Consider the following 21,523-nt stretch of genomic DNA (forward strand, 5'->3'; position numbering starts at 1 on the left):
GCACGCCAATCATGGCGGCGCCGAGCGAATAGAGCGAGACCTTCAAGCCTTTCTGGATCATTGTTTTGCCCCTTCAGCAATGGGGTTGTCTTTAGCTTGATCCGCTGCGACCGCAATGTGAATCCTGATTTAACCTAACCGCGCCGGCAACCATTTGCGGATCAATTGCGCGGCGCGGTTTAACGCATAGTTCATCGCCGATGCTTTGACCGCGGTGATGGTCGAGAGGTGAGGATGCCGATGTCGCCGCGCCGCACGCTTCTCCTGACAAGCGCATGCCTGATGGCGGCGCTGTCCGCCGTCACGGCCCAGACGCTCACCGGGCCTTCCGCGTTCGGTGACTGGCGTGCCGACAAGCCGGGCCGGTCCCGGCACATCCAGGTCGATGACCTGCCGCGTCCCGGTGCAACGCGCTCGGCCAGCAACACCCCGCGCATCGTGCGGCGCCCGGCGGCGGCGCTGCCGGATGTGCCGGAGGGTTTCAAAGCCGAACTTTTCGCCGAGGGGCTCAGCGGGCCGCGCCTGATGCGGGTTGCGCCCAACGGCGACATCTTCGTCGCCGAAACCTACGCCGGCCGGATCCGGGTGCTGCGCGCGGCAGATGGGGCGACCAAGGCGGCCTTGAAACAGGATTTCGCCAGCGGACTGGACCGGCCCTTCGGCATGGCCTTCTTTCCGAGCGGGCCCAATCCACGGTTCCTCTACGTGGCGACACCGCGCGCAGTGCTGCGCTTTCCCTATGCGCCGGGTGATGTGGCCGCCCGTGGCGAGCCGCAGCGCGTCGTCGGCGACCTGCCGCAAGGCGCGGGGCACTGGACCCGCGATATCGTCTTTGCCCGCGACGACACCCTGATGCTGGTGTCGGTCGGCAGCGCTGGCAACGACGGCGAAGGCATGGGCGAGGCGCCGGGGTGGCGCGAGGATTTCGTCGCCCGGCACCCGCTTGGTGCAAGCTGGGGGTCGGAAACCGATCGGGCTGCCGTGCTGGCTTTCGATCCAGAAGGAGGAGGGCGGCACCTGTTCGCCACGGGAATCCGCAACTGTGTCGGCATGGCGGTGAGTTCGGTCAAAGGCGACGTCTGGTGCTCGGTGAACGAGCGTGACGGGCTGGGCGACGATCTGGTGCCGGATTATGTCACGCGGGTGCGCGAGGGCGCGTTCTATGGCTGGCCATGGTACTACATAGGATCTCATGCCGACCCGCATCATGCCGGGGCTCGGCCCGACCTCGCCGACAAGGTCACCGTACCCGACGTGTTGATCCAGGCTCATTCGGCCTCGATGGAGATGGCGTTCTATGAGGCGAGCGCGTTTCCTCCTGCCTATCGCGGTGATGCCTTCGTCGCCGAGCACGGCTCCTGGAATCGCTCGAAGCGGACCGGCTACAAGGTGATCCGCGTCCGCACGAAGGACGGCGTGCCCACTGGCGAATACGAGGACTTCGCGACCGGTTTTGTCCTCAACGATGCAGAAGTCTGGGGGCGGCCGGTCGGCATTGCCGTGGCCCATGACGGAGCGCTCCTCGTCTCGGAGGATGCGAGCGGCACGATCTGGCGGATCAGTTACGTCGGCAAGTGATCCAAAGACGGCAAGTGACGCAGAGGGGGCTCGCTGCGATCGGATCGGGTGCAGGCGGGATCTTTCCATCAGCCTTCCGGGAGCGCCTGGAACGGGACCTGCCGGGCAGCGTTGGTTCAACATGACGGTCGCCATCCTGTTCGGAATTCCAGATGCCAAGGTGATCGAAGACGCGTACAACATCGCGTGGGATTACCTGTTGCGCTCGGGCCAGATCGCCAACGAGAGTCGGAGCCATCTCCTGCTGTCGGAAGCAATCGTCCATTTGCTCGAGAGGGGTGAGCGTCATCCGTTGCGCCTCGCCAACAAGGCGATTGCCGCCTATGAGCGCCATTTAGCGGACCTGATTTTGGATCTCTGAGGATCTATAGAATGTTGAGATTTTCGATTTCTGAATTCGGGTCACCCGGATCATGCGAGGCCGGCGGATCGCGGCTGGAGCATGATCCACAAAAGTAGACGCCGGTTTTCCGATGAGATCATGCTCCGTCAAAAAAAATGAGGGCGCGACGGCGCTTCAATTTGAAGCTATCGCGCTCTTGCATGCCCAATTCGTCTCAATCGTCGATGCCGCGCATGGTTGTCGCGTCGCCCCAGTCGAGACCAGAGCCGGGCTCGTGGAGCTGCGCGGCCTTGAGCTGCCGACTGGTGACCATCACCTGGTAGCCACCGAGCTTGGGATTGTATTTCAGTGACGGCCACGGCAAGGGGCAGTGATCGTCGCCGATGCCGAGAAAGCCGCCGAAGCTCAATACGGCGTAGGACACCCGACCGGTGCGCTTTTCGATCATGATAGAGCCCGGACATGTCGTCGATATCGCCGATCATCGCCAAGACCATGAAGCCCGCCGCCTTGCTGGCCTTCATCAGCGACATCCATGCGCTGCGAGGAAGCATTCGGCAAACTCGCCGACAGCGCCTGTCCGCTGGTGACGCACTACAGATTGCCGAAGGCGGCTGCGCACCCTCTGGAGAGCATGATCCGGAAAAGGGGTGCCGGTTTTTCGATAAGATCATGCTCCATCAAAAGGTTGGAGCGCGATAGCGATTCAATTCGAAGCTATCGCGCTCCAGTGTGGTGGTTCAGAAATTCCCTTCGTTGCTCGCAGCGAGTCCTCTAAGGGAAGTCGCCGGTCAGGGCTTGACCGCGGTCACCATCCACATCGCGGCCTTGAGCAGGACGCGCGCCCCCTGCTGGTGGCGGGCGAGCATGGTGCGAATGTCGGCGCGGGCAGCCTCGACCTTGTCCTGCGGCTGCCCCTCGAGCGCCCGGCTGGCGGGACCGATCGACGTGGCAACCGTCAGTGCCTGATCGAGGCCGCGGCCGGCTGCCATGTCGAGTTCGGCATCGAAGGGCGCGAGCGCGAGCGCGCCGAAGCCGGCTTCGGTGAGGATCGCGCGTACACGCTCCTCGCTGGCGAAGGCGAAGGGACCGGGGTCCTCCGGCTTCATTTCAGGCAGCCGCGGCACGTGCTTGTAGGCCTCCTGGACGGCGGCGATGAAATAGGGGTTCTCGCGCGGCGCGCGCCAGCAGACGAAAGCCAGCCGCCCGCCCCGACGCAGCGCTGCCGCCAGGTTGGTGAAGGCCTGCACCGGATCGTCGAAGAACATCACTCCGAAGCGCGACACCAGGGCATCTGCCGCTTCCTTCGCGAACGGATGGCTGGCGGCATCCGCCTGAAGGTAGTCGATCTCGAGGGCCGCAGGTGTACGCTGCCGCGCCCGGGCCAGCATTTCAGCCGAGATGTCGAGGGCCGTGACATGGCCGTTCGATCCGACGCGCTCGGCAAGGGCGATGGCCGAGGCGCCGCAGCCGCAGCCGATATCGATGACCCGCTCGCCGGGACGGATGTCGGCGCGGTGGAGCAGTTCGTCGAGCACCGGCACGAAGGTGACATCGAGGCTGTCCTGAAAGTCGGTCCATTTTCGTCCCGCGGCCCCGTTCCAGTAGGCGGCCTGGTCGACGATCGGAGGTGTCGCTGTCATGGCGGTCCTGCATGCTGATGCGCTCGAGAACCTCATAGCATGGCGAAGACATTCGCGACATGAGGCAGCGGCTCGGATCAGGGCCGTGCCGTTTGCAAGGCGCTGCCCGATTCCGCGTGGCTCAGCGGCAGGGTCGCGGCCGCGACGACCGGCGGCAGGACGAAGCACCAAGCCCCGCTGGCCGCGAAGGCGAGGGCGGCTAACCCGCAGCCGAGCGCAAACAGCGCCACAGCGGCGGCCATGCGGCCGAGTCGTGCCGAATTTTCCGGTTGCCATTCGCCGCCATGCAGCAGGTCGGCGATGTCGATCATGATCTGGGTGGTGGTGCCGGTCATCAGCGTGGTCGGTGGCGCCGCGGCCAGATGAATGCGATGGACCGCGTTCTGTACTGCCATGGCGGCCACCAGCACCATGCCGGTGGCGATGGCTGGAATGGTATCGCCGTCGACAAAGGGGCCGAGGCGTACTGCCATGGCTGCCGCGATGGCGAGCAGCAGGGTCTTGCCGGCCAGCAGGCTGCGCAGCGACAGACGGCTGCTCAGCAGCCGGGTTGCGATCACCACCGCGCAGAACACCGGCAGCGCCAGCAGCTTCGCCACGGCGCCCGAAATACCCAGCACCATGGCGGCGCCGAAGGTGACGAAATTGCCGGTGACATGGGCGGTGAAGAGGCCTTGCAGCGCCAGGAAGCCGGCAGTGTCGACGTAACCGGCATTGAAACTCAAAAGGAGCGGCAGCATCGGTCGCGGAGCGGCGGCGGACATGGTCGAACCTCGCGTGAAGATCATCTCATCAATGGCGTTGATGGCGTGACGTCGTCGTTCACACCGCCCAGCAGGCGCAGCCGAGGGCACCCCAGAAGGATTTCAGGTCTGCTACGGCGAGCTTGCGCGACCAGGCGGTGGCGTGGTCGTGGCCGTGCACGCCGCAACTCTGCGCGCAGCCGCATTTCGCCGCCGCGGTCATGCGCAGCGAGGACCGGTTGGTTTCGTCCGCGCCCCACGCCGCGTAGCCGCCGAACCGCCGCACCGGCGACCAGTCCGGCATCGCGGGAGGCAGTTCGACGTCTTCGAGCGTCCTGAAACGGCTAGTGCGGTAAACCACCTTGCCGCCGACGATGGTGAGATCCGAAGTGATGTCGGCGATCTCCGTCTCCGGGCAGCTGAAATAGTCGCGATCTGGAACGATAAGATCGGCGAGCATGCCTTTCGAGATACGGCCCTTCTTGCCCTCCTCGTTGGAGAACCAGGTGACATTCTCGGTCCACATCCGCAGCGCGGTTTCGCGGTCGAGACAGTTGCGCTGGGGCGTGAGGCGCATGCCGCCGACGGTGCGCCCCGTCACCAGCCAGGCGAGGGAGACCCACGGATTGTACGAGGCGACGCGGGTCGCATCGGTGCCGGCGGAGATCCGCACACCCTTGTCGAGCATGCGCTTGACCGGCGGTGTCGCTTCCGCCGCTCCTGGACCATAGCGCTCGACGAAATATTCGCCCTGGTAAGCCATGCGGTGCTGCACGGCGACGCCGCCGCCGAGCGCGGCGATACGATCGATCGATTGGTCCGAGATGGTTTCGGCATGATCGAAGAACCAATGCAGCCCGGTGAGCGGAATGTCCTGGTTGACGCGCTCGAACACATCGAGCGCCCGCGAGATCGTCTCGTCATAGGTGGCGTGAAGACGCCAGGGCCAGCGGTTTTGCGCGAGGATGCGCACGACCTCGTCGAGTTCGCCTTCCATCTCGGCCGGCATATCCGGGCGCTCCTGGCGGAAATCCTCGAAATCCGCGGCGGAGAACACCAGCATTTCGCCGGCGCCGTTGTGACGGAAATAGTCGTCGCCCTGCTTGTATTGCGACGTGCGCGTCCAGTTCAGGAAGTCGTCTTTCTCGCCTTTGGGCTTCTGGGTGAAGAGATTGTAGGCAAGGCGGATGGTGAGCTGGCCGTCGTCGCTGAGCCTGCGGATGACGGCGTAATCCTCGGGATAATTCTGAAAGCCGCCGCCTGCGTCGATGGCCCCGGTGACGCCGAGCCGGTTCAATTCCCGCATGAAATGCCGTGTTGAGTTGACCTGGTACTCGAAGGGCAGCTTCGGCCCCTTGGCGAGGGTGGCGTAAAGGATGCCGGCATTGGGCTTTGCCAGCAGCAGGCCGGTGGGGTTGCCGTCACCGTCGCGGACGATCTCGCCGCCGGGCGGGTTGGCCGTGTCGCGGGTGTAGCCGACGGCGCGCAACGCTGCGCCGTTGAGGATCGCACGATCATAGAGATGCAGCAGGAAAACCGGGGTATCCGGTGCGGCGGCATTGAGTTCGTCAATGGTCGGTAGCCGTTTTTCGGCAAACTGATGCTCGGTGAAGCCGCCGATGACGCGCACCCATTGCGGGGGTGGTGTGATCGCCACCTGGGCGCGGAGCATGGCCATGGCGTCGGCAAGCGAGCGTACGCCATCCCAGCGCAACTCCATGTTGAAGTTCAGGCCGCCGCGAATGATGTGCAGGTGGTTGTCGATCAGGCCCGGCAGCACGCGGCGGCCGGCAAGGTCGATGACGCGCGTCGCCGGTCCGGCCAGGCGCATCACTTCGGCGTCGTGGCCGACGGCGGTGAAGCGGCCCCCGGTGATCGCTACGGCGCTGGCGGTCGGATTGGTTCGGTCGAGCGTGGTGAAGAGCCCGCGATGCAGAATCAGATCCGGTGCTTGCTGGAGCGTCATGAGCGGGTCTCCGAGGCGGTCGGCGTGGTGATGGACGTTGCCTCGGCGGCCGCGCGGCCGGGCAGATGTCCGAAAACATGGGGTGTGCAGCTTTCGAGCCGCCAGGCCGCCGCGAGATCCTGACCTTCGATCAGCCGGCGCGCGAGTGGAACGACCTGCTCGCCGGCCAGAATGCCGGCGAGACCGACGAGCGCCACGAGCGGCGGCGCAGGCGAGCGCACATTGAGCAGGCTGTAGATGACGCCGACCAGAAGGCCGGCGCCGAGGGAGTATAGGTACATCTTCATCGGCCAATCCTCAGGAAGGAGTGCTCCGGCGCGTGGACCGCCGGAGCAGAAGGAGGAGATCAATGGCCTTCTGCGGCGCCGAACATCGCCTTGGCGTAGATGATGCCGAGGCCATAGGCGCCGCCGTATTGGCGGGCGATGCCGGTGGTCATCTCGTAGGTTTCGGTGCGGGCCCAGTCGCGTTGCAGCTCGAGCAGATATTGCAGCGATGTCATCGGCCGCACGCCTGTCTGGATCATCCGCTCCATTGCCCGCTCATGAGCTTCGTCGGAAACGTCGCCGCAGGCGTCGGCGATGACATAGACCTCGAAACCCTGCGCTAGTGCCGACAGCGTCGGGCCGACGATGCAGACCGAGGTCCACAGTCCGGCAAAGACGAGGCGGTCCCTGCCGATGGCGTTCACGTGCTCGATTACGGCGGCGTCTTCCCAGGTGTTCATCGAGGTGCGGTCCAGCAGCGGCTGGTTTCGAAAGGCGTCGGTGATCTCACCGAACATCGGCCCGGAGAAGCTCTTCTCGGCGACCGTGGTGAGGATGGTCGGCACCTTGAAGCCGGCGGCGGCGCGCGAGATCAGCGCCGCATTATTGCGCAGCGTCACCGCATCGATCGATTTGGTGGCGAACGCCATCTGCGACTGGAAGTCGATCATGATCAGGGCGTGGTTGGCGGGATTGAGGAGGTCGGGACCCGGGGTCGGGGTTGCGATGATGGTCATCTGAAATCCTCGTTGGTGTGCGCGGGATATTCTGCGGGGTGGGCCCGATCGGAACGCGCGGATATGAGGACACCGGCGCATTCAAGGATGATTGTTCAGGTTTGACGACAGTGACGATGGCAAATCTCTGCCATTCGCCGCGAATGGCGGCGCGAAAGTCGTGCTTCGGATTTCCTCGTCAGCTCTTGAGGAAAGCGATCAGGTCGGCGTTGAGCCGGTCCTTGTGGGTGGTGGCGAGCCCGTGCGGGGCGCCCTCATAGATCTTGAGCGTGGCCTTGGGCGCGAGCTTGACGGAGAGCAGGGCGGAGCCGCCGATCGGCACGATCTGGTCGTCGTCGCCATGGACGATCAGCGTCGGCACGGTCATCTTCTTCAGGTCCTCGGTCATGTCGGTTTCCGAGAAGGCTTTGACGCAGAAGTAGGCGGCGGGCAGGCCGGCCATCATGCCCTGCAGCCAGAATGTGTCACGCACGCCCTGGGACGCTTTCGCACCGGGCCGGTTGTAGCCGTAGAAGGGATCGGTGAAGTCCTTGAAGAGCTGCGAACGGTCGGCGAGTACGCCCTTGCGGATGCCATCGAACACCTCCATCGGCAGGCCGTTCGGATTGTTCGGGCCCTTGAGCATCACCGGCGGCACGGCGCCGACCAGCACCGCCTTGGCGACGCGTCCGGTGCCGTGGCGTCCGATATAGCGCGCGACCTCGCCGCCGCCGGTGGAGTGTCCGACATGCACGGCATCGATGAGATCGAGTTGGTTGACGAGTTCGGCGAGATCGTCGGCATAGGTATCCATGTCGTTGCGATGCCAGGGCTGGCTGGAGCGGCCATGGCCGCGCCGGTCATGGGCGATGACGCGGTAGCCGTGGGAGGCGAGGAAGAACATCTGGTCCTCCCAGGCATCCGAACTCAGCGGCCAGCCATGGCTGAAGACGACCGGCTGCCCGTGACCCCAGTCCTTGTAGTAGATCTCGGTGCCGTCCTTGGTGGTGATGTTGGCCATGATCGTCCTCGCTGCTCGAAGTGGCTCAATAATTCATGGCCATTTGTAGTTGAAAGATACCGGTCCAAACAATCCGCGCAATCGTGACAGGCTTGTTCACGAAGTGAGGACAATGCTGCGGATGGGCGCCAGCGCTCCCTCCGGCGGCAGATGCCCGGGCGTTGTATGGGCGAGATGAAGACAACAGCAGATGGAACCCGAGCCAAAAAGTCGGGCCGGGGTGCGGCACGCAGCAGGCAGCGGCGATCCTCAGCCGGCCTTGCGGGCGCGGCCCGGCTTCTTCGCCGGGGCCTTGGCCGGTTCTTCCCTGGGTTTGCGGCCCGCGCCCTTGCCGGAAATGGGCAGCAGCATCTCGGTCTGCCCTGCGATCCGCTTGCGGCCCTTCTTGGCCTTGGTGGGCGCACCCGCAGTGGTCTTTTCATGGGCGGCAGGCGCGGCGTCCTTGCCCAGGCTGCGGCGCAGCGCCTCCATCAGGTCGATGACATTGCCCTCGCGGTGGGGCTTGGCCCTGGCGATGGGGTGCCCGGCGCGCTTGCGGTTGATCAGGTCGATCAGAGCGGTCTCGTAATCGTCGCGGAATTTCTCAGGCTCGAAATGTCCGGACTTGTTCGCCACGATGTGCTTGGCGAGATCGAGCATGTCCTTCGTCAGTCTGACGTCGTCGATGCCGTCGAAATACTCCTTCTCGTCGCGCACTTCGTAAGGGTAGCGCAGCAAGAGTCCCACCAGTCCCTTGCCGCGAGCCTGCAGCGCGATGACATGCTCGCGATTGGTCAGCACCACGCGTGCGAGCGCCACCTTGTCCATGGATTTGATGGTTTCGCGGATCACCGCGAAGGCATCGTGGCCGACCTTGCCGTCGGGCACGAGATAATAGGGGCGCATCAGGTAGAGATCGTCGATCTCCGTTCGCGGTACGAATTCGTCGATCTCGATGGTGTGGCTCGATTCCGGCAGGATGGCGTCGATCTCGTCCTGGGTGACCTCGAGGTAGGTGTCGGTATCGATCTTGTAGCCTTTGACGATGGCGTCGGAGGACACTTCGTCGCCGGTCTCGGCATCGACCTTGAGGTATTTGATCCGGTGGCCGGTCGCCTTGTTGATCTGGTTGAAGCTGACCTTCTCGGATTCCGAGGTGGCCGGATAGAGGGCCACCGGGCAGGTCACCAGCGACAGACGGAGAAAGCCCTTCCAGTTCGCACGCGGCGCCATGATCAACTCCAACGCAACCGAACGGCCCATCAAATCCCGGGGCGCCGGGAGCGTCAAGCCACTCCGGGTCTACCGCATGGGCGGGTTTCGGTTCCCCGCCGGGCTCACCGCCTTGCGCCGGACGCCGGCGAGATTAACTCTAGCCATGCTCGCCTTGTGGAGTACCGGCGATGGGTCAGACCCCGCGCGACCTCGCAGACAAAATGGCCCGGCGCCGCGCCCAGCGCGCCAATGACGGCTATGTACGGGAAACCTTTCGCGAGCCGCGTGAGCGGGCGCGGCAGACCGCGCGCGCCTTTCTCGATCGCTGGCCGAAGGCCGCCTATATGAGTGAGGTCGAGTATTGGCGCGAACTGCCCGGTGACGAGATCGAATTCACCATGCGGCGGCTGCGCAGCGCCGATTGAGCGCCGGCGCTTCAGGCCGCGTTCCGTCAGTTCGGTCCGGGCTCGTCATTTCGTCTTTTTGCGCGGACGGTTGAGCGCGCATTGGGCATCGAGGATCGCCCGGATCTTCTGGCCGTCGAGGAGGTCGGGGGCCCGGCGAAACCCCTTTTCGACCAGACGGGCCTGGATGTCCGTCCAGTCGGCACAGTCGCCGGTGGCAGCCAGTTCGACGGCCCGGCGGAAGATCTCAACATCCTGCTTCTTCATTTTTTCCATCACCTGAGCGAGCGATCAACGTGGGTCGGCACCGTTCTGGTGCGGCAGGAGAGTCTCCAGCCCCACAAGCCGCACAGGTTGAAACCACGCGGGCGGAGCAGGAGTCAACCAACCGCGACTTGTGATGGTTGTGCGACAGCCTCGATTCCGACTGCAATGCCGCGGGATATCCGGAGGCGGCGGGAAGGGCCCTCAGGCTGGTTGGTGCTGGGCGCGCAGGCGCGCCAGGCCGGCGATCGCGAGCGCCTCCACGTCGCGCTCCCGGCGGCGTAGAGGCCCTTCGGATAGGGGGTGAGTTCAGCGCGCACGCACTCGGGGGAGGCTTCGGGCGCCATCAGGGCGTAGGTCGTGATGATCTGGGTTAACGCGGCTTCGACGGGGCGGGACATGGTCCAATCCTGACCGCGTGGATTTGGTTTGGGCCAGAAACGTCGGGCCGGACGCCGCGCTGCCGGGCGCCGCGATCGTGATTCCAACGAAAGTCGCGGGGCTGCGGTCGTGGCTGGCTGGTGCAGGAACAGGCCAGATGCTGCCGCCGGCTCCTGGCAGGATCCCGGTGGCGCAATTGAGCCGTCGCGATGCCGCGCCATTGCCTGAATCCTGCGCTCCGGCGGCCGCGTTCGTTGCAGGAAAGTCGCACACCGGTTGCGAAATCGAGCGCCGTCGCACGGCTTCATTGACGTCCCAGGGGTGCATGCCGTTACGTGAAGAAACGTTGGCGGGGGCCAGGAACGCGTGTGATGCTTGAGATCGTAACCATGGGATTCGGCCTCCTGAGCGCCGGCATTTTCCTCGCCCACGCCTTCGACATGGTGCTGAACGGCTCCGGCCAGCGTCGCGCCTGAGCAATCGCAGGTCTCCGGGTTTCGTCTCCGAGCGTCAGATCCACCGCACTAGTGTGGCGTCTCGCAATTGCCTATGCCTTTGCGGCAAGCCTCTCATAGGCAATTGCGAGACATAAGCCACACTAGCTTTTTGATTTTGCTAGTGTCCCGATGTCTCCGAATGACCGTGCGAGGGTGAGGCAAACGAAGCGGTAATTCGGAGACGGGACACTAGCAAAGTGCGGTCTCAGCGGCGGTCGTAGCCGGGCGCGAACAACGCCTTGACCTGGGTGAGCAGGGCGAAGAGCCACGCCGCGGCATAAAGCCCGGCAAGCCCTAGCGCCACCCGCCGGTCCATGACCGAGAGCCCTCCCCAGAACCAGACCCGGTAGAGCCACAGGCCGGAGGTGGCGATCCCGAGCAGGCAGACCAGGAATTTGAGCCCCCTGGTATGGGCGACGCCGACCGCGGCGAAGAGGAGGGTCGCCGGCACAAGAAACATCTGGCAGGCGGCGATCAGCGTCTCGTTCATGCGAACTCCAGCATTGGCCTTGAGAGGCAGCATCCGTCGAATCGCCGGCGAGTATAGCTTTCGGGTTGGGCTGTCGCGTCCTGCCGGTGCTCAGGGGCTCGCGTAAGGACCCGGCTCGAGAAGAAGCCCCTTGAGGACCCCCACCCAGCTCAGGGGCCCATGGCCCGCGGATCGGTGATCTTCAGCTTCCGGGTATCGACGGGCGCGAGCTTGCTGGTCTTGTCGAGGAATTTGTCGAGCGCCGCCTGGATCCTTTCCTTGACCTTCTCGGGCCCGCGATCGCTCATGTCAGTGTGCTGGGCGTTGGTGTCGACAACTTCGATATCCGGGTTGTGACCGGGCGGCACGACGCCGGGATCGGGCTTGAACTGATTGTCCTTGGAGCGGAACGACAGGATCTTGTTGACGCCGGAGGCGAGCAGCGGCACCCGGAGATTGTCGAGCGTCACCACCCGCAGCACTAGTTCGGGATGTTCTTCGGCGAAGTACATCGAGATGTCGCCGCCATTGGAGTGGCCGACCAGGGTCAGATGGTCGAAGACGGCGTCGGGGAATTGCTTCTTCAGCTCGCCGACGACGAAGAAGATGTTCTGCTCGGCCCGCTCATAGATCTTCAGGCGCCCGACATAGAGCGAACCCTCGCGCGTCATCAAGGGCGTGTCGGTCGGCAGGTCGTGCTGGATGCTCGCCACCAGGAAGCCACGGGCGGCAAAGACGTTGGCCAGAAATGAATACTCGGTGTTCTTGACGGTGTTGCCGTGGCTGATGATGGCGACCGGCAGCGCGCCATAGCCGGCTTCGGCCTTCATCTCGTAGTCCCGGCGCACGGCCACATCCACCGCGATCGCCCGCTGGCGCGAGGCATCGTAGAGGTTCAGGGTTTCGTGGCGGATCGCCCATTTGCTGAAGGCCACATAGCCGGCGGTGACCGCGATGGCGATACAGCCGGCAGTGATGATCAGCTTGCGGGCATGGACCGCGGCTCTCCGGCGAAATGAGGCAAGGCGTCGTTTCATGGAACTTAGATAATCGCTCTGTCACCGGGAAAGCGCGGCGGCGCAGCCCCTGGATGGATTAAATTTTGGACAGTTGTCCGGTTCCAAAGTCCCGCGTCAAGGGAACCGGGAGCAGGTCGACCGGGTTGGGTTGGTTGAAGCAGGTTTTCATCGCGAGGGAGGACACCATGGGTAAAGCTGATGCGGGCAAGACCTTCGATCCCGCTCCGATCGACCGCTTGGCAGAGGACAAGCATACCGCAATCCGCAAGGACAAGGAGGAGAGCCTGCGTGATAGCGCGGTGAAAGACACCTTCCCGGCCTCCGATCCCGTCAGCGCTCAACAACAGGTCTTGGCGCGCGATGGCGACCACCGCGCGCGAAGAGGTTCCTCCCGCTAGTGTCCTGTCTCCGAATTACCGCTCCATTTGCCTCACGCTCGCACGGTCATTCGGAGACATAAAGGACACTAGCAAAATCAAAGCGCTAGTGTGGCTTATGTCTCGCAATTGCCTACGAGAGACTGGCCGCAAAGGCGGTAGGCAATTGCGAGACGCCACACTAGAGCTCCCTCGCGCCCCCGAAAATGAAGGCGAATTTCGGAAAGCAGGCGCAAGTGGCAACTGCACTAGGAAAGCGCAGCCGCCATCAGCGCGGCGCCGAGCACCGCGATACCGGCGAAGGCGACGCTGAGGAAGCGGTCACAGACCAGGGAATAACGATTACGGGTGTCGGGACTACGGCTGCGACTTGGCACGGCAACCTCCATCACGATTGACACCGTGATGTCCGCGCAAATTGATTAAAAATGTCGCAACGCCCGTCGCCAGGCTCGGAAGTGCATTACGTTTTGTCGCGGCGCGCCGGCACGAGCAATCTCCGGGCCTGCGTGGGCAGCCGCCGCGAGGCGAGATGGAAGAAGCCGCGCAAGCGACAGCCGTCGTTCGTCCCTCTCGCCCTGGCGCACCAAAGCGACGATGCAACGCGCGAGTTCGGCGCGCATGACGGCGATGTCGCTCGCCATGCCGGGCCGGGCGAAGCGCTCCCAGGCGCGATCGAAGGCGCGTGCCATCAGACGCTGGAGGTCATCGGGTATCTCCGCCGGCATGGCTTCGCCGATTTCGATCTGAAATTGTGTATATCAAAATATTCTCGAAAATGTGCTCCTTTTGCAATTGGCGATGCTGTCGCATAAGACGCCTTCGTCAACGGAAGAGCACAATGATGCCGCGTCACTACGTCTATCTCGCCGGTCCCGGGGTCTTCCGGCACGACGCGCCGGAATTCTCCGCAGGGCTCAAGGAGCTGTGCCAGACTCACGGCCTGTCGGCGCTGTGGCCGCTGGACAATACGATCGAGGCTGTGGGGCGCGCGGCACAGGCCGAGGCCATTCGCCGCGCCAACGAAGCGATGATCCGCCGGGCGGTAGCGGTCATCGCCGACATCTCACCTTTCCGCGGTCCCAATATGGATCCCGGCACGGCCTACGAGATCGGTTTTGCCCTGGCGCTGGAAAAGCCGGTCTTCGCCTATTCGACGGATCGTCGCAGCCTGCTCACGCGCACCGTGCCGGCGGCGGGCGCCGACGGTGTAGCTCGCGACGAGGCCGGGTTGTTGGTCGAAGATTTCGGCTTGCTGGAGAATTTGATGATCGCGACCGCGGTAGCGGCGGTCACCCACAGCGCCGCGGCGGCGATCGCCGCCTGCGCCGCGCATCTCAACGCCACGCAGCGAGGGTGATCGCACTCAGGGGCTTACCTGCGCCAGTTGCAGATGCCGCTTGTGTTGCAGGGCCAAGTCTGAATCCGCGGGCGCGGCAGGCTTGCCTGGGCGTCGAGCGGGTTGCGTCGGTGCTCTGCATACCGTTTGTGGCCACGCGCCGCGTGGGCAAGCGCCGGTGATCTTCCCCCGAAAAAATGGACAGGGTTAAGCAGCTTTTAGTTCCATCGCGATCGGGCTGATGTAGCCGATGGCCGAATGGCGACGGATACGATTATAGAAGCCCTCGATATAGGCAAAGATATCCCGTCTGGCTTCCTCGCGTGTCGCATAGTGGCGGTGATGGACGAGCTCGGTTTTGAGCGTGTGGAAGAAGCTCTCCATCGGAGCGTTGTCGTAGCAGTTGCCCTTGCGGCTCATCGAGGCTCTGAGTCCGGCGGACTGGATCATCTTTCGGTAATCGGCCGAGGCATATTGAACGCCGCGATCGGAATGGTGGATCAGGCCTGGACCAGGCCGCTGCACCGCGATGGCCATCTTCAATGCGGCCAACGGCAGGTCGGTGCGTAGATGATCCTCCATCGCCCAGCCGACGATTTTGCGGCTGTAGAGATCCATAACGGTGGCCAGATAGAGCCAGCCCTGATCGGTCTCTACATAGGTGATGTCGGCCAGCCAAATCCGGTTCGGCGCGGCGGCGATGAAGTTGCGGTCGAGCAGATTTGGAGCGATCGGGAGATCGTGCCGGCTGTCGGTGGTCCGCACCCGGCGCGGCCGCGCCATAATGGCCCTGATCCCGTGATGGCGCATCAATCGCTCGATACGGCCACGGCTCGCCCCATGGCCCTGAGCCTTCAGTTCTTCATGGATGCGCGGGCTGCCGTAGCGTCCGTGGTTGTCGCGATGGACCTGTTGGATGTCGTCCAGGAGCTCACGATTGGCAGCGGTCCGCCGGCTCGGCGGGCGCGAGCGCCAAGCATAATAGCCGGCCGGCGATACCTCGAGCACGTCGCACATGAGTCTTACCGGATAGTCGGCGCGGCGATCTTCGATGAAGCGAAATCTCATTTCGGAACTCCAGCAAAGATCGCGATCGACTTTTTTAAAATGTCACGCTCCATGCGCAGCCGCTCGTTCTCTCGCTGCAAACGGGCGATCTCTGCCGCGTGATCCGCCGACGGCAGCGTCGCCTGCGTTGTGGGGCGCCGCGCCGCCGCCGTCGGTTCTCGCCCAGCCCCACGAAGTTCAACCCAGCGCCGCAACACGGAATCGCGCAGGCCAAGTTCCTTGGCCACCGACCCGATCGAGCGGCCGCTCGAAGCAACCAGATCGACCGCTTGCCGCTTGTAGTCGTCCGTAAACGACCGACGTTGACGTGTTTCCATCCGACACCTCCTGGCTCTCTGAGCCTACTACAGGTGTCCATCAATTCGGAGGAGGTTCAGGAGGCGTCGCGCGTGCGGTGCGCCTTGCCGGCTCGGTTGGAGAGACGGGGGTCTGGGCAGCGATCGCCGGCGCCATATCGACCTTGGCGGTGGCCGCTGGTCCGATCTTGGTTTCAGTAGTGGTTTCGGTCCTGGCTTCGACCGAATAGGGCTCGAAATGGGTCGGCGGACCGAGCGGGATCGGCGACAGAATGGCCTTGGCGAGGTCCAGGGTGAGAAATTCGTCCGGTCTGTAGGCGTCCGCCGCTGCCGCGCCGACGGCACAAAGCGCCAGGGCGGCAAACCCTGCGACAAGTCCGCGGCAGGCCTGTCCGGATACTGATCGCAGCAGCAACGCCATCCGATCCTCGCGACGCAGAACTGTTCCGTCACAACCGTACGGCCATGGATTTATGTCGACCTGCCGACTTTTCCAGTGCCGGGGCTAGTGTCCCCTTGTTTCCAACGTTCGTATGAGCGCCTGCTGCAATGGGATACGAACGTTGGAAACAGGACACTAGAGTGGCTTATGTCTCGCAATTGCCTATGAGAGGATTGCCGCAAAGGGCATAGGCAATTGCGAGACGCCACACTAGTTCTCGCCTTTGAGGCGGCAGGCCGTCGTGCAGGTCACAACAGTCCCGTGGTCACAGCTGAGGCAGGTACTGACGCACTGGTCGCGGGTCTGTGGTCCGAGGCGGGCAGGGCAGGAATTGACTGTACCGGTCACCTCGGCGGCCGGCCGTCGAGCGTAGAGCGATACGCCGGCGATGACCGCACCCAGTCCCGTTACCAACAACAGGACGGTGCCGAGCACGACACCGCGCCGCGACCGCCGGGCGGCAAGGCGATTGCTGGCGGCTGCACTCTTTGATCCGAACCCTTGTGGCGTGGACGCCATGGCCGGTCTCCCTGCCCGGCAGGAAAACAGGCATGGCCGAGTATTGCAAGGCCACGTCGTTGCAAGGGTCTGGGCAAGGGGCTGGCGAGGACGAACAAATCAGGCGCTGCTCGGCTCGCTTGAGGCGTGTTGGGCGTGCTCGGCCGTAGGCTCAGCTTCGCCCTGATTGTCGGGCAGGCTGGGCTTGATGGTATAATCTTGATCCAGTTCCCGCCGCGGCGGCTCGCCTTCCTCCGGCGGAGCTTCGATCTCCAGCCCCGGCTTCGTCGGCGTGGCGCCAGACGTCGCTGCGTGTCGGGAAGGCGCGGCTGATCTCTTCGTCGTTGGTGGACCGCGTAGGTATCTTCCACCGGTCCGTCCGTCCCGAATGGCGGCTGTTGTCGCCTGGTTGCGCGGGAGCGGGATCCACCTCCCGCCACGCGCGCAACCTCGGAAGGGGGTTACCAGTGGTGATGGTGCCAGCCCCGGTGGCGATAACCCCAGCCCCACCCCGGACCATAGCCGTAGTAACGAGGACCGTAGTAGCCGTAGGCGTAGTAATTCGGGCGCCACCAGCAGCGGCCCCAGCGATTGCAGACCCAACGGACCTGCTCGGTTGACGCCGACGTGGCCTTCACGCCCGCAAGGCCGTTTGTCATCGCCGCGGACGCACTTCCGGCAGAGGCTGCCAGTCCGATCGCAGCGGCGGCGGCGAGCAGAGCCATTCTCAGCTTCATGGTCTCCTCCATTCCTTCGATAGGCAGAAACGAAAGCGCAGACACACAATTCCGCGACCTCGGAAAGGTTGCGTGCGGGTTCCGCGATTTAATGCTCATGGACAGCGGTTTGACTGCGCATCGGGAGGACCGCCTCAGGGTAGTTGTTTCAGTTTGCGACGGTGGTCGGCGCGCTGATCTGAGCTGGCGCGACGCAGCGCCGCGAGATGTGCCATCACCTCGTCGTCGACATGGTCGTGCCAGGGATGCGTGAGCTGATGATGAATGCGCAGGAAGATCGGATCGTCCTCATCGAGCTCGATCTGTTCGCGGACGAAGCGTGGAAGCGCGCGGCCCTGGCGGGCGGCGGAGACCAGTTCGCCGGATGACGGCTCGAGCTTGCGAAAGCCGTCGAGCGTGACGCGGCGGAGCCGCCAGCCGCCGCCGGGATGACAGACGACCTCGGCCGTGCCGTTGACATCGGCGGCGCTCAGCGTGCCGCGCTGGACAAGGGGTAGTTCATCGAAGCGGAAGGCGAAGACAAAGGGCATGGCGGGACTCCTGATCGGCGTCTCGACCCTCGCCGCCGTGATCGAGGGAAGCAACTGATTTATGAGTTGGCCACCAGGAGTTCTACCGCTGCGTCGCAGGATGAAAGATATCTCCCCTTCCGCGGGAATATCGCCAACATGCGCGTCATCGGCTTGCGGCGCACGATCATGATCAATGTCGGGCTGTCGTCGAATTTTGCGCATCTCGAAGCCGCGCTCGATCATGCCGGCTGCAGGCTGCGTGACATCGACATGGTGGTGCTCAGCCATGAGCATCTCGACCATGTCGGTGCTGCCTGGCATTTCGGCAAGCATACCATCGTCGCCGCGCATCGCCTCGCCGCCAACAAGATCATGTTGCGCGACGACTTCGCCATGCTGCGCAAGATGTTCAACGAGCCCAATGTGGCGTTCGACGTCGACCTCTGGCTGGAGGAGGGCAATCTGATCAATCTCGGCAATTTCCGGCTAGAGGTAATGTATACGCCTGCTCATACCTCGGCCTGCATCAACCTGTTGAACCGGACAAGGGGGTGTTGTTTGCGGCAGATACCCTGATGCCCGGCGGTGTGATGGGCGGCATTTTCGGGTCCGGTAGCATCAGCGACTACATCCAGTCGCTGCGCCGGCTGCCGTCGCTGCCCGCGACCATTCTGCTGTCGGGCCACGGCCGGCTCTCCGATGCGCCGCTCGACACGCCCGCACCGCCCTGCAGCGCTCGCATGCGCTGCTTGCCGACACCGGTGAATTGTTCGAAGCGCTCGACGCGCGCGCCAATTTCGAGCCGATCATGCAGTCGGTGCGCGATCTCAACAAGCTCGACGACGGCTAGGCGCGCGGCTCCTGGTGCGGGGGATCTGACGCTCGTACGACGAATTCGCTGCGATGTTGATACGAGCGTCAGATCCACCGCACTAGTGTGGCGTCTCGCAATTGCCTATGCCCTTTGCGGCAAGCCCCTGCAGGCAATTGCGAGACATAAGCCACACTCGCTTTTTGATTTTGCTAGCGTCCCGATGTCTCCGAATTACCGTGCGAGGGTGAGGCAAACGAAGCGGCAATTCGGAGACGGGACACTAGTGTCCTGTTTCCAACGTTCGTATCCCATTGCAGCAGGCGCTCATACGAACGTTGGAAACAAGGGGACACTAGCATCATTATGATTCTAGTGTGGTTTTGGATCTGACGCTCGTTCGAAGAACTCGCTGCAATACTGAAACGAGCGTCAGATCCACCACACTAGAACACCGAGAAGCGCCCGACGTAACGTCCGAACACGACGACCTCGTCCGGCGCGAAGGACTGATCGGCGTACACCTTGTTGTCGGATTTCAGAACGTAGCGAAGCCCGCCATCGCTGCGTTCGACAGCGATGCGCTTGAGGGTGCGGCCGAGGCCGTAATCGACCGCCCAGATGCCGTCGGCCTCGATCTTGCGTCGACCGGTGTCGATGAAGACGATATCGGTGCGCTGGATCGTCGGCTCCATGCTGTCACCTTCCATGACAAAGCCGACGGTGCGGGTGACATCGGCGCGGGCCAGCCCCCGCAGCACGGCCGCCGGGATTCGCCACCAGTCGGCGACTTCCTCGCGGGCGCGGAGTTCACCGACCTCATAGGAGATCACCGCACCGGTCGAGCCGCCGCCGATGCGCCCCGCCATCTGCGGCAGGGCATCGGGGAAGGGGCGATCGAGCTCGGTCAATGGGGCATCGAGCTCGGGATCCGGCTCGAATTCCTCGCCGGCCGGGACGCGGCTGTGCTCGCGCGAGGGTTCTTCCGGTCCGCGCCGCCACAGCAGCCAGTCGTCTGAAGTGCCGAGCGCGCGCGAAATTTCGCGCAGCAGCCGCGGCCGCTTCACCCGCCCCTGCTCGATCGCGTCGATCCCCTGCTGCTTCATCCCGACCTGGTCGGCCAGGGCCTCCTGAGAGAGGCCGAGCTTGGCGCGGCGCTGGGCGACGCGACGGCCGAGCGCGGCCGGATCGACCTCTTTTTCCTTCATCGTGCGCCTCTGCAGGATCGTCAGACGATCGACCCTACCAAGATTTCAGTTCTCCACCAATACTAAATTTTAAGTTGCTGCGTACTGAATTATCGGTGAGGCTGGACGGATGAGCAATCATCCTGATGACGCCGAGCCGCCGTGCCGCGATCTCGCCCGCCAAGCCCTCCAGCAAGCCTGTGCCGTGGCTGGTGGCCAGAAGCCGCTGGCACTGCAGATCGGCACGACGCAATCGCGGGTCTGGTACTGGCTCGCTCGCGCGCGTCACGGCGTCGCGGCGGAATTCGTTCTGCCGATCGAGCGCGCCACCGGCGTGAGCCGACGTCTGCTCCGCCCCGATCTATTTTCACCGGATCAATCCGCCGATCGCGCGCCGGCGTTGCCGGGCCGCGATCCGCCGGCTGGAGCGTCCAAATAATACGGAGATTGACGATGACCACGCCCCTCGCATCGGCGCCGAGCTGCGCCGCCCGGTTCGCGCCCGAAGATGCCGCCATCCTGCGGCTGTGGCGCGAGTGCTGCGACACCGCCGAGATCGCCCGCCGCCTCGGCTATGGTGAGGCGCAGATCGCCAATCGCCTCGCGCAGCTCCGCGACGGCGAGGGCGTTGTCACGCCGACCCAGGCCGAACTGCACCGGGCCCGTCGCGAGCGTCTAGCCCGGATGCAGGCGGCCGCCGCGCGCCATGCGGCGACGCTGCCGCCCGAGCGCGCTGCCGCGCTGCCGCTGGCGTCGCCGAGACGAGAGGCGCCAGGCTGGTCGCCGCGCAACTCGGCGGCGCGCGGCGACGGACCGTCGGTGCCGCAGATCCAGGAGCTGGTCTGCATCCGCCTCGGATTTGCCCTGGCAGATCTCATCTCGCCGCGTCGCCCGGCGCCGCTGGTGCGGGCGCGCCAGGTCGCGATCTATCTCGCCAGGGAGCTGACGCCGCTGTCGATGGCCAAGATCGGGCGCCTCTTCGGCGATCGCGATCACAGCACCATCCTGGCTTCACACCGCAAGATCGCCGACCGCATCAAGGTCGATGCCGGCCTGCGCAACACCGTGACGGAGCTGAGCGAAAATCTGCGCGGTTCTGTTGCGCAGCGATGACGACCACTTCCCTAGCCGAAGAAAGAGAGACCCCATGACCAAGGCCTTCTCCACACCCCTGTCCGACAATGTCGTGCGGCTCAAGCCGCGCCAACGGGTAAAATCGCGGCGCGCCCACCCCCGAGCGCCGGCTGCTGACGGGGCTCCTACCGCCGAGCGGCTCGCCCGGGCCGAAGGCCATGTCGAGGTCGGCGACGACGGTCAGGGCCACCGCGTCTACACCTTGCGGGACTCTCCGCTGGAGCGGATGGCCAGCCGCGGCACCGTTGCGCCGAAGGAATATTCGGCGCTGATGAAGTTCAAGCAGCACTGGACCCATGCCGGGCTGCAGCCGTCGATCGGCAGCATCGATCTCAGCCGGGTCTTCGCCTCGGACCCGGCCGGCGGCTCGGGAATGGCCAAGACCGAGCGGCAGGTGTTTCACCGCCAGCGCTATCGCGAGGCGGTACAGCTCATCGGCTTGCGCGCCGCGCTGGTCGTGGAGCGGGTGGTCTGCGCTGAGCAGAGCGTGGAGACGGCGGGGTTCGCCTTGAACTGGCGCACGCCCGCCCAGGCGCGGGCCGCCGCCACCGAGCTGCTGCGTGATGCCGGCGAGCGGCTTGCGCGGCTGTGGGGCATCACGTGAGGCCCGCCTTGTCG

The 21,523-nt window shown here is 64.3% G+C and carries 28 protein-coding genes and 1 pseudogene; 11 read left to right on the forward strand and 18 right to left on the reverse strand.

Annotated elements, in window-relative coordinates:
* Window positions 1-240: 240 nt before the first annotated feature.
* Together DB459_RS15880 and DB459_RS15885 are read left to right on the forward strand one after the other, a co-directional pair.
* Window positions 241-1,578 (forward strand): sorbosone dehydrogenase family protein, encoded by a 1,338-nt coding sequence (locus DB459_RS15880; RefSeq protein WP_253706210.1) that lies wholly within the window; start codon window positions 241-243, stop codon window positions 1,576-1,578.
* Window positions 1,579-1,699: 121 nt separating this feature from the next.
* Window positions 1,700-1,939, forward strand: a complete 240-nt coding sequence (locus DB459_RS15885; protein WP_253706211.1) for a hypothetical protein — start codon at window positions 1,700-1,702, stop codon at window positions 1,937-1,939.
* 196 nt (window positions 1,940-2,135) lie between these two features.
* Here DB459_RS15885 and DB459_RS15890 read toward each other — a convergent pair.
* Window positions 2,136-2,372 (reverse strand): annotated as a pseudogene (locus tag DB459_RS15890) (PRC-barrel domain-containing protein); the annotation flags it as partial.
* Between the two features lie 11 nt (window positions 2,373-2,383).
* On the opposite strand from DB459_RS15890, the gene DB459_RS15895 reads away from it, so the two are divergent.
* On the forward strand, window positions 2,384-2,623 hold the full coding sequence (locus DB459_RS15895) for a hypothetical protein (RefSeq protein ID WP_253706212.1): 240 nt from the start codon (window positions 2,384-2,386) through the stop codon (window positions 2,621-2,623).
* 89 nt (window positions 2,624-2,712) lie between these two features.
* Here the strand turns inward: DB459_RS15895 and DB459_RS15900 are convergent, their stop codons facing one another.
* The 7 genes from DB459_RS15900 to DB459_RS15930 form a co-directional block, all read right to left on the reverse strand.
* Window positions 2,713-3,564, reverse strand: coding sequence for a class I SAM-dependent methyltransferase (locus DB459_RS15900; RefSeq protein ID WP_253706213.1), 852 nt, complete (start codon window positions 3,562-3,564; stop codon window positions 2,713-2,715).
* Between the two features lie 77 nt (window positions 3,565-3,641).
* Window positions 3,642-4,328: a DUF1275 family protein gene (locus DB459_RS15905; protein ID WP_253706214.1), complete on the reverse strand. Its 687-nt coding sequence runs from the start codon at window positions 4,326-4,328 to the stop codon at window positions 3,642-3,644.
* Window positions 4,329-4,386: 58 nt separating this feature from the next.
* On the reverse strand, window positions 4,387-6,273 hold the full coding sequence (locus DB459_RS15910; protein ID WP_253706215.1) for an amidohydrolase: 1,887 nt from the start codon (window positions 6,271-6,273) through the stop codon (window positions 4,387-4,389).
* Window positions 6,270-6,560: a XapX domain-containing protein gene (locus tag DB459_RS15915; protein ID WP_253706216.1), complete on the reverse strand. Its 291-nt coding sequence runs from the start codon at window positions 6,558-6,560 to the stop codon at window positions 6,270-6,272. The genes DB459_RS15910 and DB459_RS15915 overlap by 4 nt, the downstream gene beginning before the upstream one ends.
* A gap of 59 nt (window positions 6,561-6,619) precedes the next feature.
* Window positions 6,620-7,270, reverse strand: coding sequence for a hydrolase (locus DB459_RS15920; protein ID WP_253713598.1), 651 nt, complete (start codon window positions 7,268-7,270; stop codon window positions 6,620-6,622).
* A gap of 184 nt (window positions 7,271-7,454) precedes the next feature.
* The gene (locus tag DB459_RS15925) at window positions 7,455-8,276 is read right to left on the reverse strand and encodes an alpha/beta fold hydrolase (RefSeq protein WP_253706217.1); all 822 of its coding nucleotides are present in this window, start codon (window positions 8,274-8,276) and stop codon (window positions 7,455-7,457) included.
* Between the two features lie 249 nt (window positions 8,277-8,525).
* Complete coding sequence (locus DB459_RS15930; protein WP_253706218.1) at window positions 8,526-9,488, reverse strand: Ku protein; 963 nt, start codon at window positions 9,486-9,488, stop codon at window positions 8,526-8,528.
* A gap of 170 nt (window positions 9,489-9,658) precedes the next feature.
* Between DB459_RS15930 and DB459_RS15935 the strand changes: the two genes are divergently transcribed.
* The gene (locus DB459_RS15935; protein ID WP_253706219.1) at window positions 9,659-9,895 is read left to right on the forward strand and encodes a hypothetical protein; all 237 of its coding nucleotides are present in this window, start codon (window positions 9,659-9,661) and stop codon (window positions 9,893-9,895) included.
* Between the two features lie 45 nt (window positions 9,896-9,940).
* Here DB459_RS15935 and DB459_RS15940 read toward each other — a convergent pair whose 3' ends face one another.
* The 3 genes from DB459_RS15940 to DB459_RS15950 all read right to left on the reverse strand — a co-directional run bounded on the left by DB459_RS15940 (window position 9,941) and on the right by DB459_RS15950 (window position 12,522).
* The gene (locus DB459_RS15940; RefSeq protein ID WP_253706220.1) at window positions 9,941-10,141 is read right to left on the reverse strand and encodes a hypothetical protein; all 201 of its coding nucleotides are present in this window, start codon (window positions 10,139-10,141) and stop codon (window positions 9,941-9,943) included.
* A 1,080-nt stretch (window positions 10,142-11,221) separates the two neighbouring features.
* Window positions 11,222-11,506, reverse strand: a complete 285-nt coding sequence (locus tag DB459_RS15945) for a hypothetical protein (protein ID WP_253706221.1) — start codon at window positions 11,504-11,506, stop codon at window positions 11,222-11,224.
* Window positions 11,507-11,655: 149 nt separating this feature from the next.
* Window positions 11,656-12,522: an alpha/beta hydrolase gene (locus tag DB459_RS15950; protein WP_253706222.1), complete on the reverse strand. Its 867-nt coding sequence runs from the start codon at window positions 12,520-12,522 to the stop codon at window positions 11,656-11,658.
* A gap of 167 nt (window positions 12,523-12,689) precedes the next feature.
* Between DB459_RS15950 and DB459_RS15955 the strand changes: the two genes are divergently transcribed.
* On the forward strand, window positions 12,690-12,902 hold the full coding sequence (locus DB459_RS15955; RefSeq protein ID WP_253706223.1) for a hypothetical protein: 213 nt from the start codon (window positions 12,690-12,692) through the stop codon (window positions 12,900-12,902).
* A gap of 227 nt (window positions 12,903-13,129) precedes the next feature.
* Here DB459_RS15955 and DB459_RS15960 read toward each other — a convergent pair whose 3' ends face one another.
* Entirely contained in the window at window positions 13,130-13,282 is a 153-nt protein-coding gene (locus tag DB459_RS15960; RefSeq protein ID WP_253706224.1) for a hypothetical protein, read from the reverse strand.
* A gap of 27 nt (window positions 13,283-13,309) precedes the next feature.
* On the opposite strand from DB459_RS15960, the gene DB459_RS15965 reads away from it, so the two are divergent.
* Window positions 13,310-13,696, forward strand: a complete 387-nt coding sequence (locus tag DB459_RS15965; protein ID WP_253706225.1) for a hypothetical protein — start codon at window positions 13,310-13,312, stop codon at window positions 13,694-13,696.
* Between the two features lie 26 nt (window positions 13,697-13,722).
* A complete protein-coding gene (locus DB459_RS15970) occupies window positions 13,723-14,241 on the forward strand; it encodes a nucleoside 2-deoxyribosyltransferase (RefSeq protein ID WP_253706226.1) in 519 nt (172 codons plus the stop codon).
* 186 nt (window positions 14,242-14,427) lie between these two features.
* Here DB459_RS15970 and DB459_RS15975 read toward each other — a convergent pair.
* From DB459_RS15975 to DB459_RS15990, 4 genes are all read right to left on the reverse strand, one after another.
* A protein-coding gene (locus DB459_RS15975) for an IS3 family transposase (RefSeq protein ID WP_253706227.1) occupies window positions 14,428-15,605 on the reverse strand; the annotation gives its coding sequence in 2 pieces (ribosomal slippage) (window positions 14,428-15,288 and window positions 15,291-15,605; 1,176 coding nt in all).
* 40 nt (window positions 15,606-15,645) lie between these two features.
* A complete protein-coding gene (locus DB459_RS15980) occupies window positions 15,646-16,005 on the reverse strand; it encodes a hypothetical protein (protein WP_253706228.1) in 360 nt (119 codons plus the stop codon).
* Between the two features lie 980 nt (window positions 16,006-16,985).
* Window positions 16,986-17,261: a hypothetical protein gene (locus tag DB459_RS15985; protein WP_253706229.1), complete on the reverse strand. Its 276-nt coding sequence runs from the start codon at window positions 17,259-17,261 to the stop codon at window positions 16,986-16,988.
* A gap of 134 nt (window positions 17,262-17,395) precedes the next feature.
* A complete protein-coding gene (locus tag DB459_RS15990) occupies window positions 17,396-17,791 on the reverse strand; it encodes a hypothetical protein (RefSeq protein WP_253706230.1) in 396 nt (131 codons plus the stop codon).
* Window positions 17,792-17,929: 138 nt separating this feature from the next.
* On the opposite strand from DB459_RS15990, the gene DB459_RS15995 reads away from it, so the two are divergent.
* Window positions 17,930-18,349 carry an MBL fold metallo-hydrolase gene (locus tag DB459_RS15995; protein ID WP_253706231.1) on the forward strand — a complete coding sequence of 140 codons (420 nt, stop codon included), beginning with the start codon at window positions 17,930-17,932 and terminating at the stop codon, window positions 18,347-18,349.
* A gap of 49 nt (window positions 18,350-18,398) precedes the next feature.
* On the opposite strand, the gene DB459_RS16000 is transcribed toward DB459_RS15995, so the two are convergent.
* Together DB459_RS16000 and DB459_RS16005 are read right to left on the reverse strand one after the other, a co-directional pair.
* Window positions 18,399-18,701, reverse strand: coding sequence for a hypothetical protein (locus DB459_RS16000; protein WP_253706233.1), 303 nt, complete (start codon window positions 18,699-18,701; stop codon window positions 18,399-18,401).
* 329 nt (window positions 18,702-19,030) lie between these two features.
* Window positions 19,031-19,792, reverse strand: a complete 762-nt coding sequence (locus DB459_RS16005) for a LexA family transcriptional regulator (RefSeq protein WP_253706234.1) — start codon at window positions 19,790-19,792, stop codon at window positions 19,031-19,033.
* Window positions 19,793-19,901: 109 nt separating this feature from the next.
* Between DB459_RS16005 and DB459_RS16010 the strand changes: the two genes are divergently transcribed.
* From DB459_RS16010 to DB459_RS16020, 3 genes are read left to right on the forward strand one after another with little or no spacing between them, the layout of a single operon-like run.
* A complete protein-coding gene (locus DB459_RS16010; RefSeq protein WP_253706235.1) occupies window positions 19,902-20,210 on the forward strand; it encodes a YdaS family helix-turn-helix protein in 309 nt (102 codons plus the stop codon).
* Between the two features lie 14 nt (window positions 20,211-20,224).
* Window positions 20,225-20,884, forward strand: a complete 660-nt coding sequence (locus DB459_RS16015; protein ID WP_253706236.1) for a helix-turn-helix domain-containing protein — start codon at window positions 20,225-20,227, stop codon at window positions 20,882-20,884.
* Window positions 20,885-20,918: 34 nt separating this feature from the next.
* A complete protein-coding gene (locus DB459_RS16020; protein WP_253706237.1) occupies window positions 20,919-21,509 on the forward strand; it encodes a DUF6456 domain-containing protein in 591 nt (196 codons plus the stop codon).
* The last annotated feature ends 14 nt before the right edge of the window (window positions 21,510-21,523 follow it).

The sequence above is a fragment of the Bradyrhizobium sp. WD16 genome (assembly GCF_024181725.1).
Classification (GTDB): Bacteria; Pseudomonadota; Alphaproteobacteria; order Rhizobiales; family Xanthobacteraceae; genus Bradyrhizobium_A.

What these genes read in the sequence shown, in the direction of transcription:
- DB459_RS15930 (WP_253706218.1), bottom strand. Translation starts at nt 9,488, where the DNA reads ATGGCGCCGCGTGCGAACTGGAAGGGCTTTCTCCGTCTGTCGCTGGTG.
- DB459_RS15980 (WP_253706228.1), bottom strand. Translation starts at nt 16,005, where the DNA reads ATGGCGTTGCTGCTGCGATCAGTATCCGGACAGGCCTGCCGCGGACTT.
- DB459_RS16020 (WP_253706237.1), top strand. Translation starts at nt 20,919, where the DNA reads ATGACCAAGGCCTTCTCCACACCCCTGTCCGACAATGTCGTGCGGCTC.
- DB459_RS15925 (WP_253706217.1), bottom strand. Translation starts at nt 8,276, where the DNA reads ATGGCCAACATCACCACCAAGGACGGCACCGAGATCTACTACAAGGAC.
- DB459_RS15995 (WP_253706231.1), top strand. Translation starts at nt 17,930, where the DNA reads ATGCGCGTCATCGGCTTGCGGCGCACGATCATGATCAATGTCGGGCTG.
- DB459_RS15905 (WP_253706214.1), bottom strand. Translation starts at nt 4,328, where the DNA reads ATGTCCGCCGCCGCTCCGCGACCGATGCTGCCGCTCCTTTTGAGTTTC.
- DB459_RS15965 (WP_253706225.1), top strand. Translation starts at nt 13,310, where the DNA reads ATGTCGCAACGCCCGTCGCCAGGCTCGGAAGTGCATTACGTTTTGTCG.
- DB459_RS15945 (WP_253706221.1), bottom strand. Translation starts at nt 11,506, where the DNA reads ATGAACGAGACGCTGATCGCCGCCTGCCAGATGTTTCTTGTGCCGGCG.
- DB459_RS16005 (WP_253706234.1), bottom strand. Translation starts at nt 19,792, where the DNA reads ATGAAGGAAAAAGAGGTCGATCCGGCCGCGCTCGGCCGTCGCGTCGCC.
- DB459_RS16010 (WP_253706235.1), top strand. Translation starts at nt 19,902, where the DNA reads ATGAGCAATCATCCTGATGACGCCGAGCCGCCGTGCCGCGATCTCGCC.
- DB459_RS15955 (WP_253706223.1), top strand. Translation starts at nt 12,690, where the DNA reads ATGGGTAAAGCTGATGCGGGCAAGACCTTCGATCCCGCTCCGATCGAC.
- DB459_RS15950 (WP_253706222.1), bottom strand. Translation starts at nt 12,522, where the DNA reads ATGAAACGACGCCTTGCCTCATTTCGCCGGAGAGCCGCGGTCCATGCC.
- DB459_RS15985 (WP_253706229.1), bottom strand. Translation starts at nt 17,261, where the DNA reads ATGAAGCTGAGAATGGCTCTGCTCGCCGCCGCCGCTGCGATCGGACTG.
- DB459_RS15970 (WP_253706226.1), top strand. Translation starts at nt 13,723, where the DNA reads ATGATGCCGCGTCACTACGTCTATCTCGCCGGTCCCGGGGTCTTCCGG.
- DB459_RS15940 (WP_253706220.1), bottom strand. Translation starts at nt 10,141, where the DNA reads ATGAAGAAGCAGGATGTTGAGATCTTCCGCCGGGCCGTCGAACTGGCT.
- DB459_RS15990 (WP_253706230.1), bottom strand. Translation starts at nt 17,791, where the DNA reads ATGCCCTTTGTCTTCGCCTTCCGCTTCGATGAACTACCCCTTGTCCAG.
- DB459_RS15885 (WP_253706211.1), top strand. Translation starts at nt 1,700, where the DNA reads ATGACGGTCGCCATCCTGTTCGGAATTCCAGATGCCAAGGTGATCGAA.
- DB459_RS15910 (WP_253706215.1), bottom strand. Translation starts at nt 6,273, where the DNA reads ATGACGCTCCAGCAAGCACCGGATCTGATTCTGCATCGCGGGCTCTTC.
- DB459_RS15880 (WP_253706210.1), top strand. Translation starts at nt 241, where the DNA reads ATGTCGCCGCGCCGCACGCTTCTCCTGACAAGCGCATGCCTGATGGCG.
- DB459_RS16015 (WP_253706236.1), top strand. Translation starts at nt 20,225, where the DNA reads ATGACCACGCCCCTCGCATCGGCGCCGAGCTGCGCCGCCCGGTTCGCG.
- DB459_RS15895 (WP_253706212.1), top strand. Translation starts at nt 2,384, where the DNA reads ATGTCGTCGATATCGCCGATCATCGCCAAGACCATGAAGCCCGCCGCC.
- DB459_RS15900 (WP_253706213.1), bottom strand. Translation starts at nt 3,564, where the DNA reads ATGACAGCGACACCTCCGATCGTCGACCAGGCCGCCTACTGGAACGGG.
- DB459_RS15935 (WP_253706219.1), top strand. Translation starts at nt 9,659, where the DNA reads ATGGGTCAGACCCCGCGCGACCTCGCAGACAAAATGGCCCGGCGCCGC.
- DB459_RS15915 (WP_253706216.1), bottom strand. Translation starts at nt 6,560, where the DNA reads ATGAAGATGTACCTATACTCCCTCGGCGCCGGCCTTCTGGTCGGCGTC.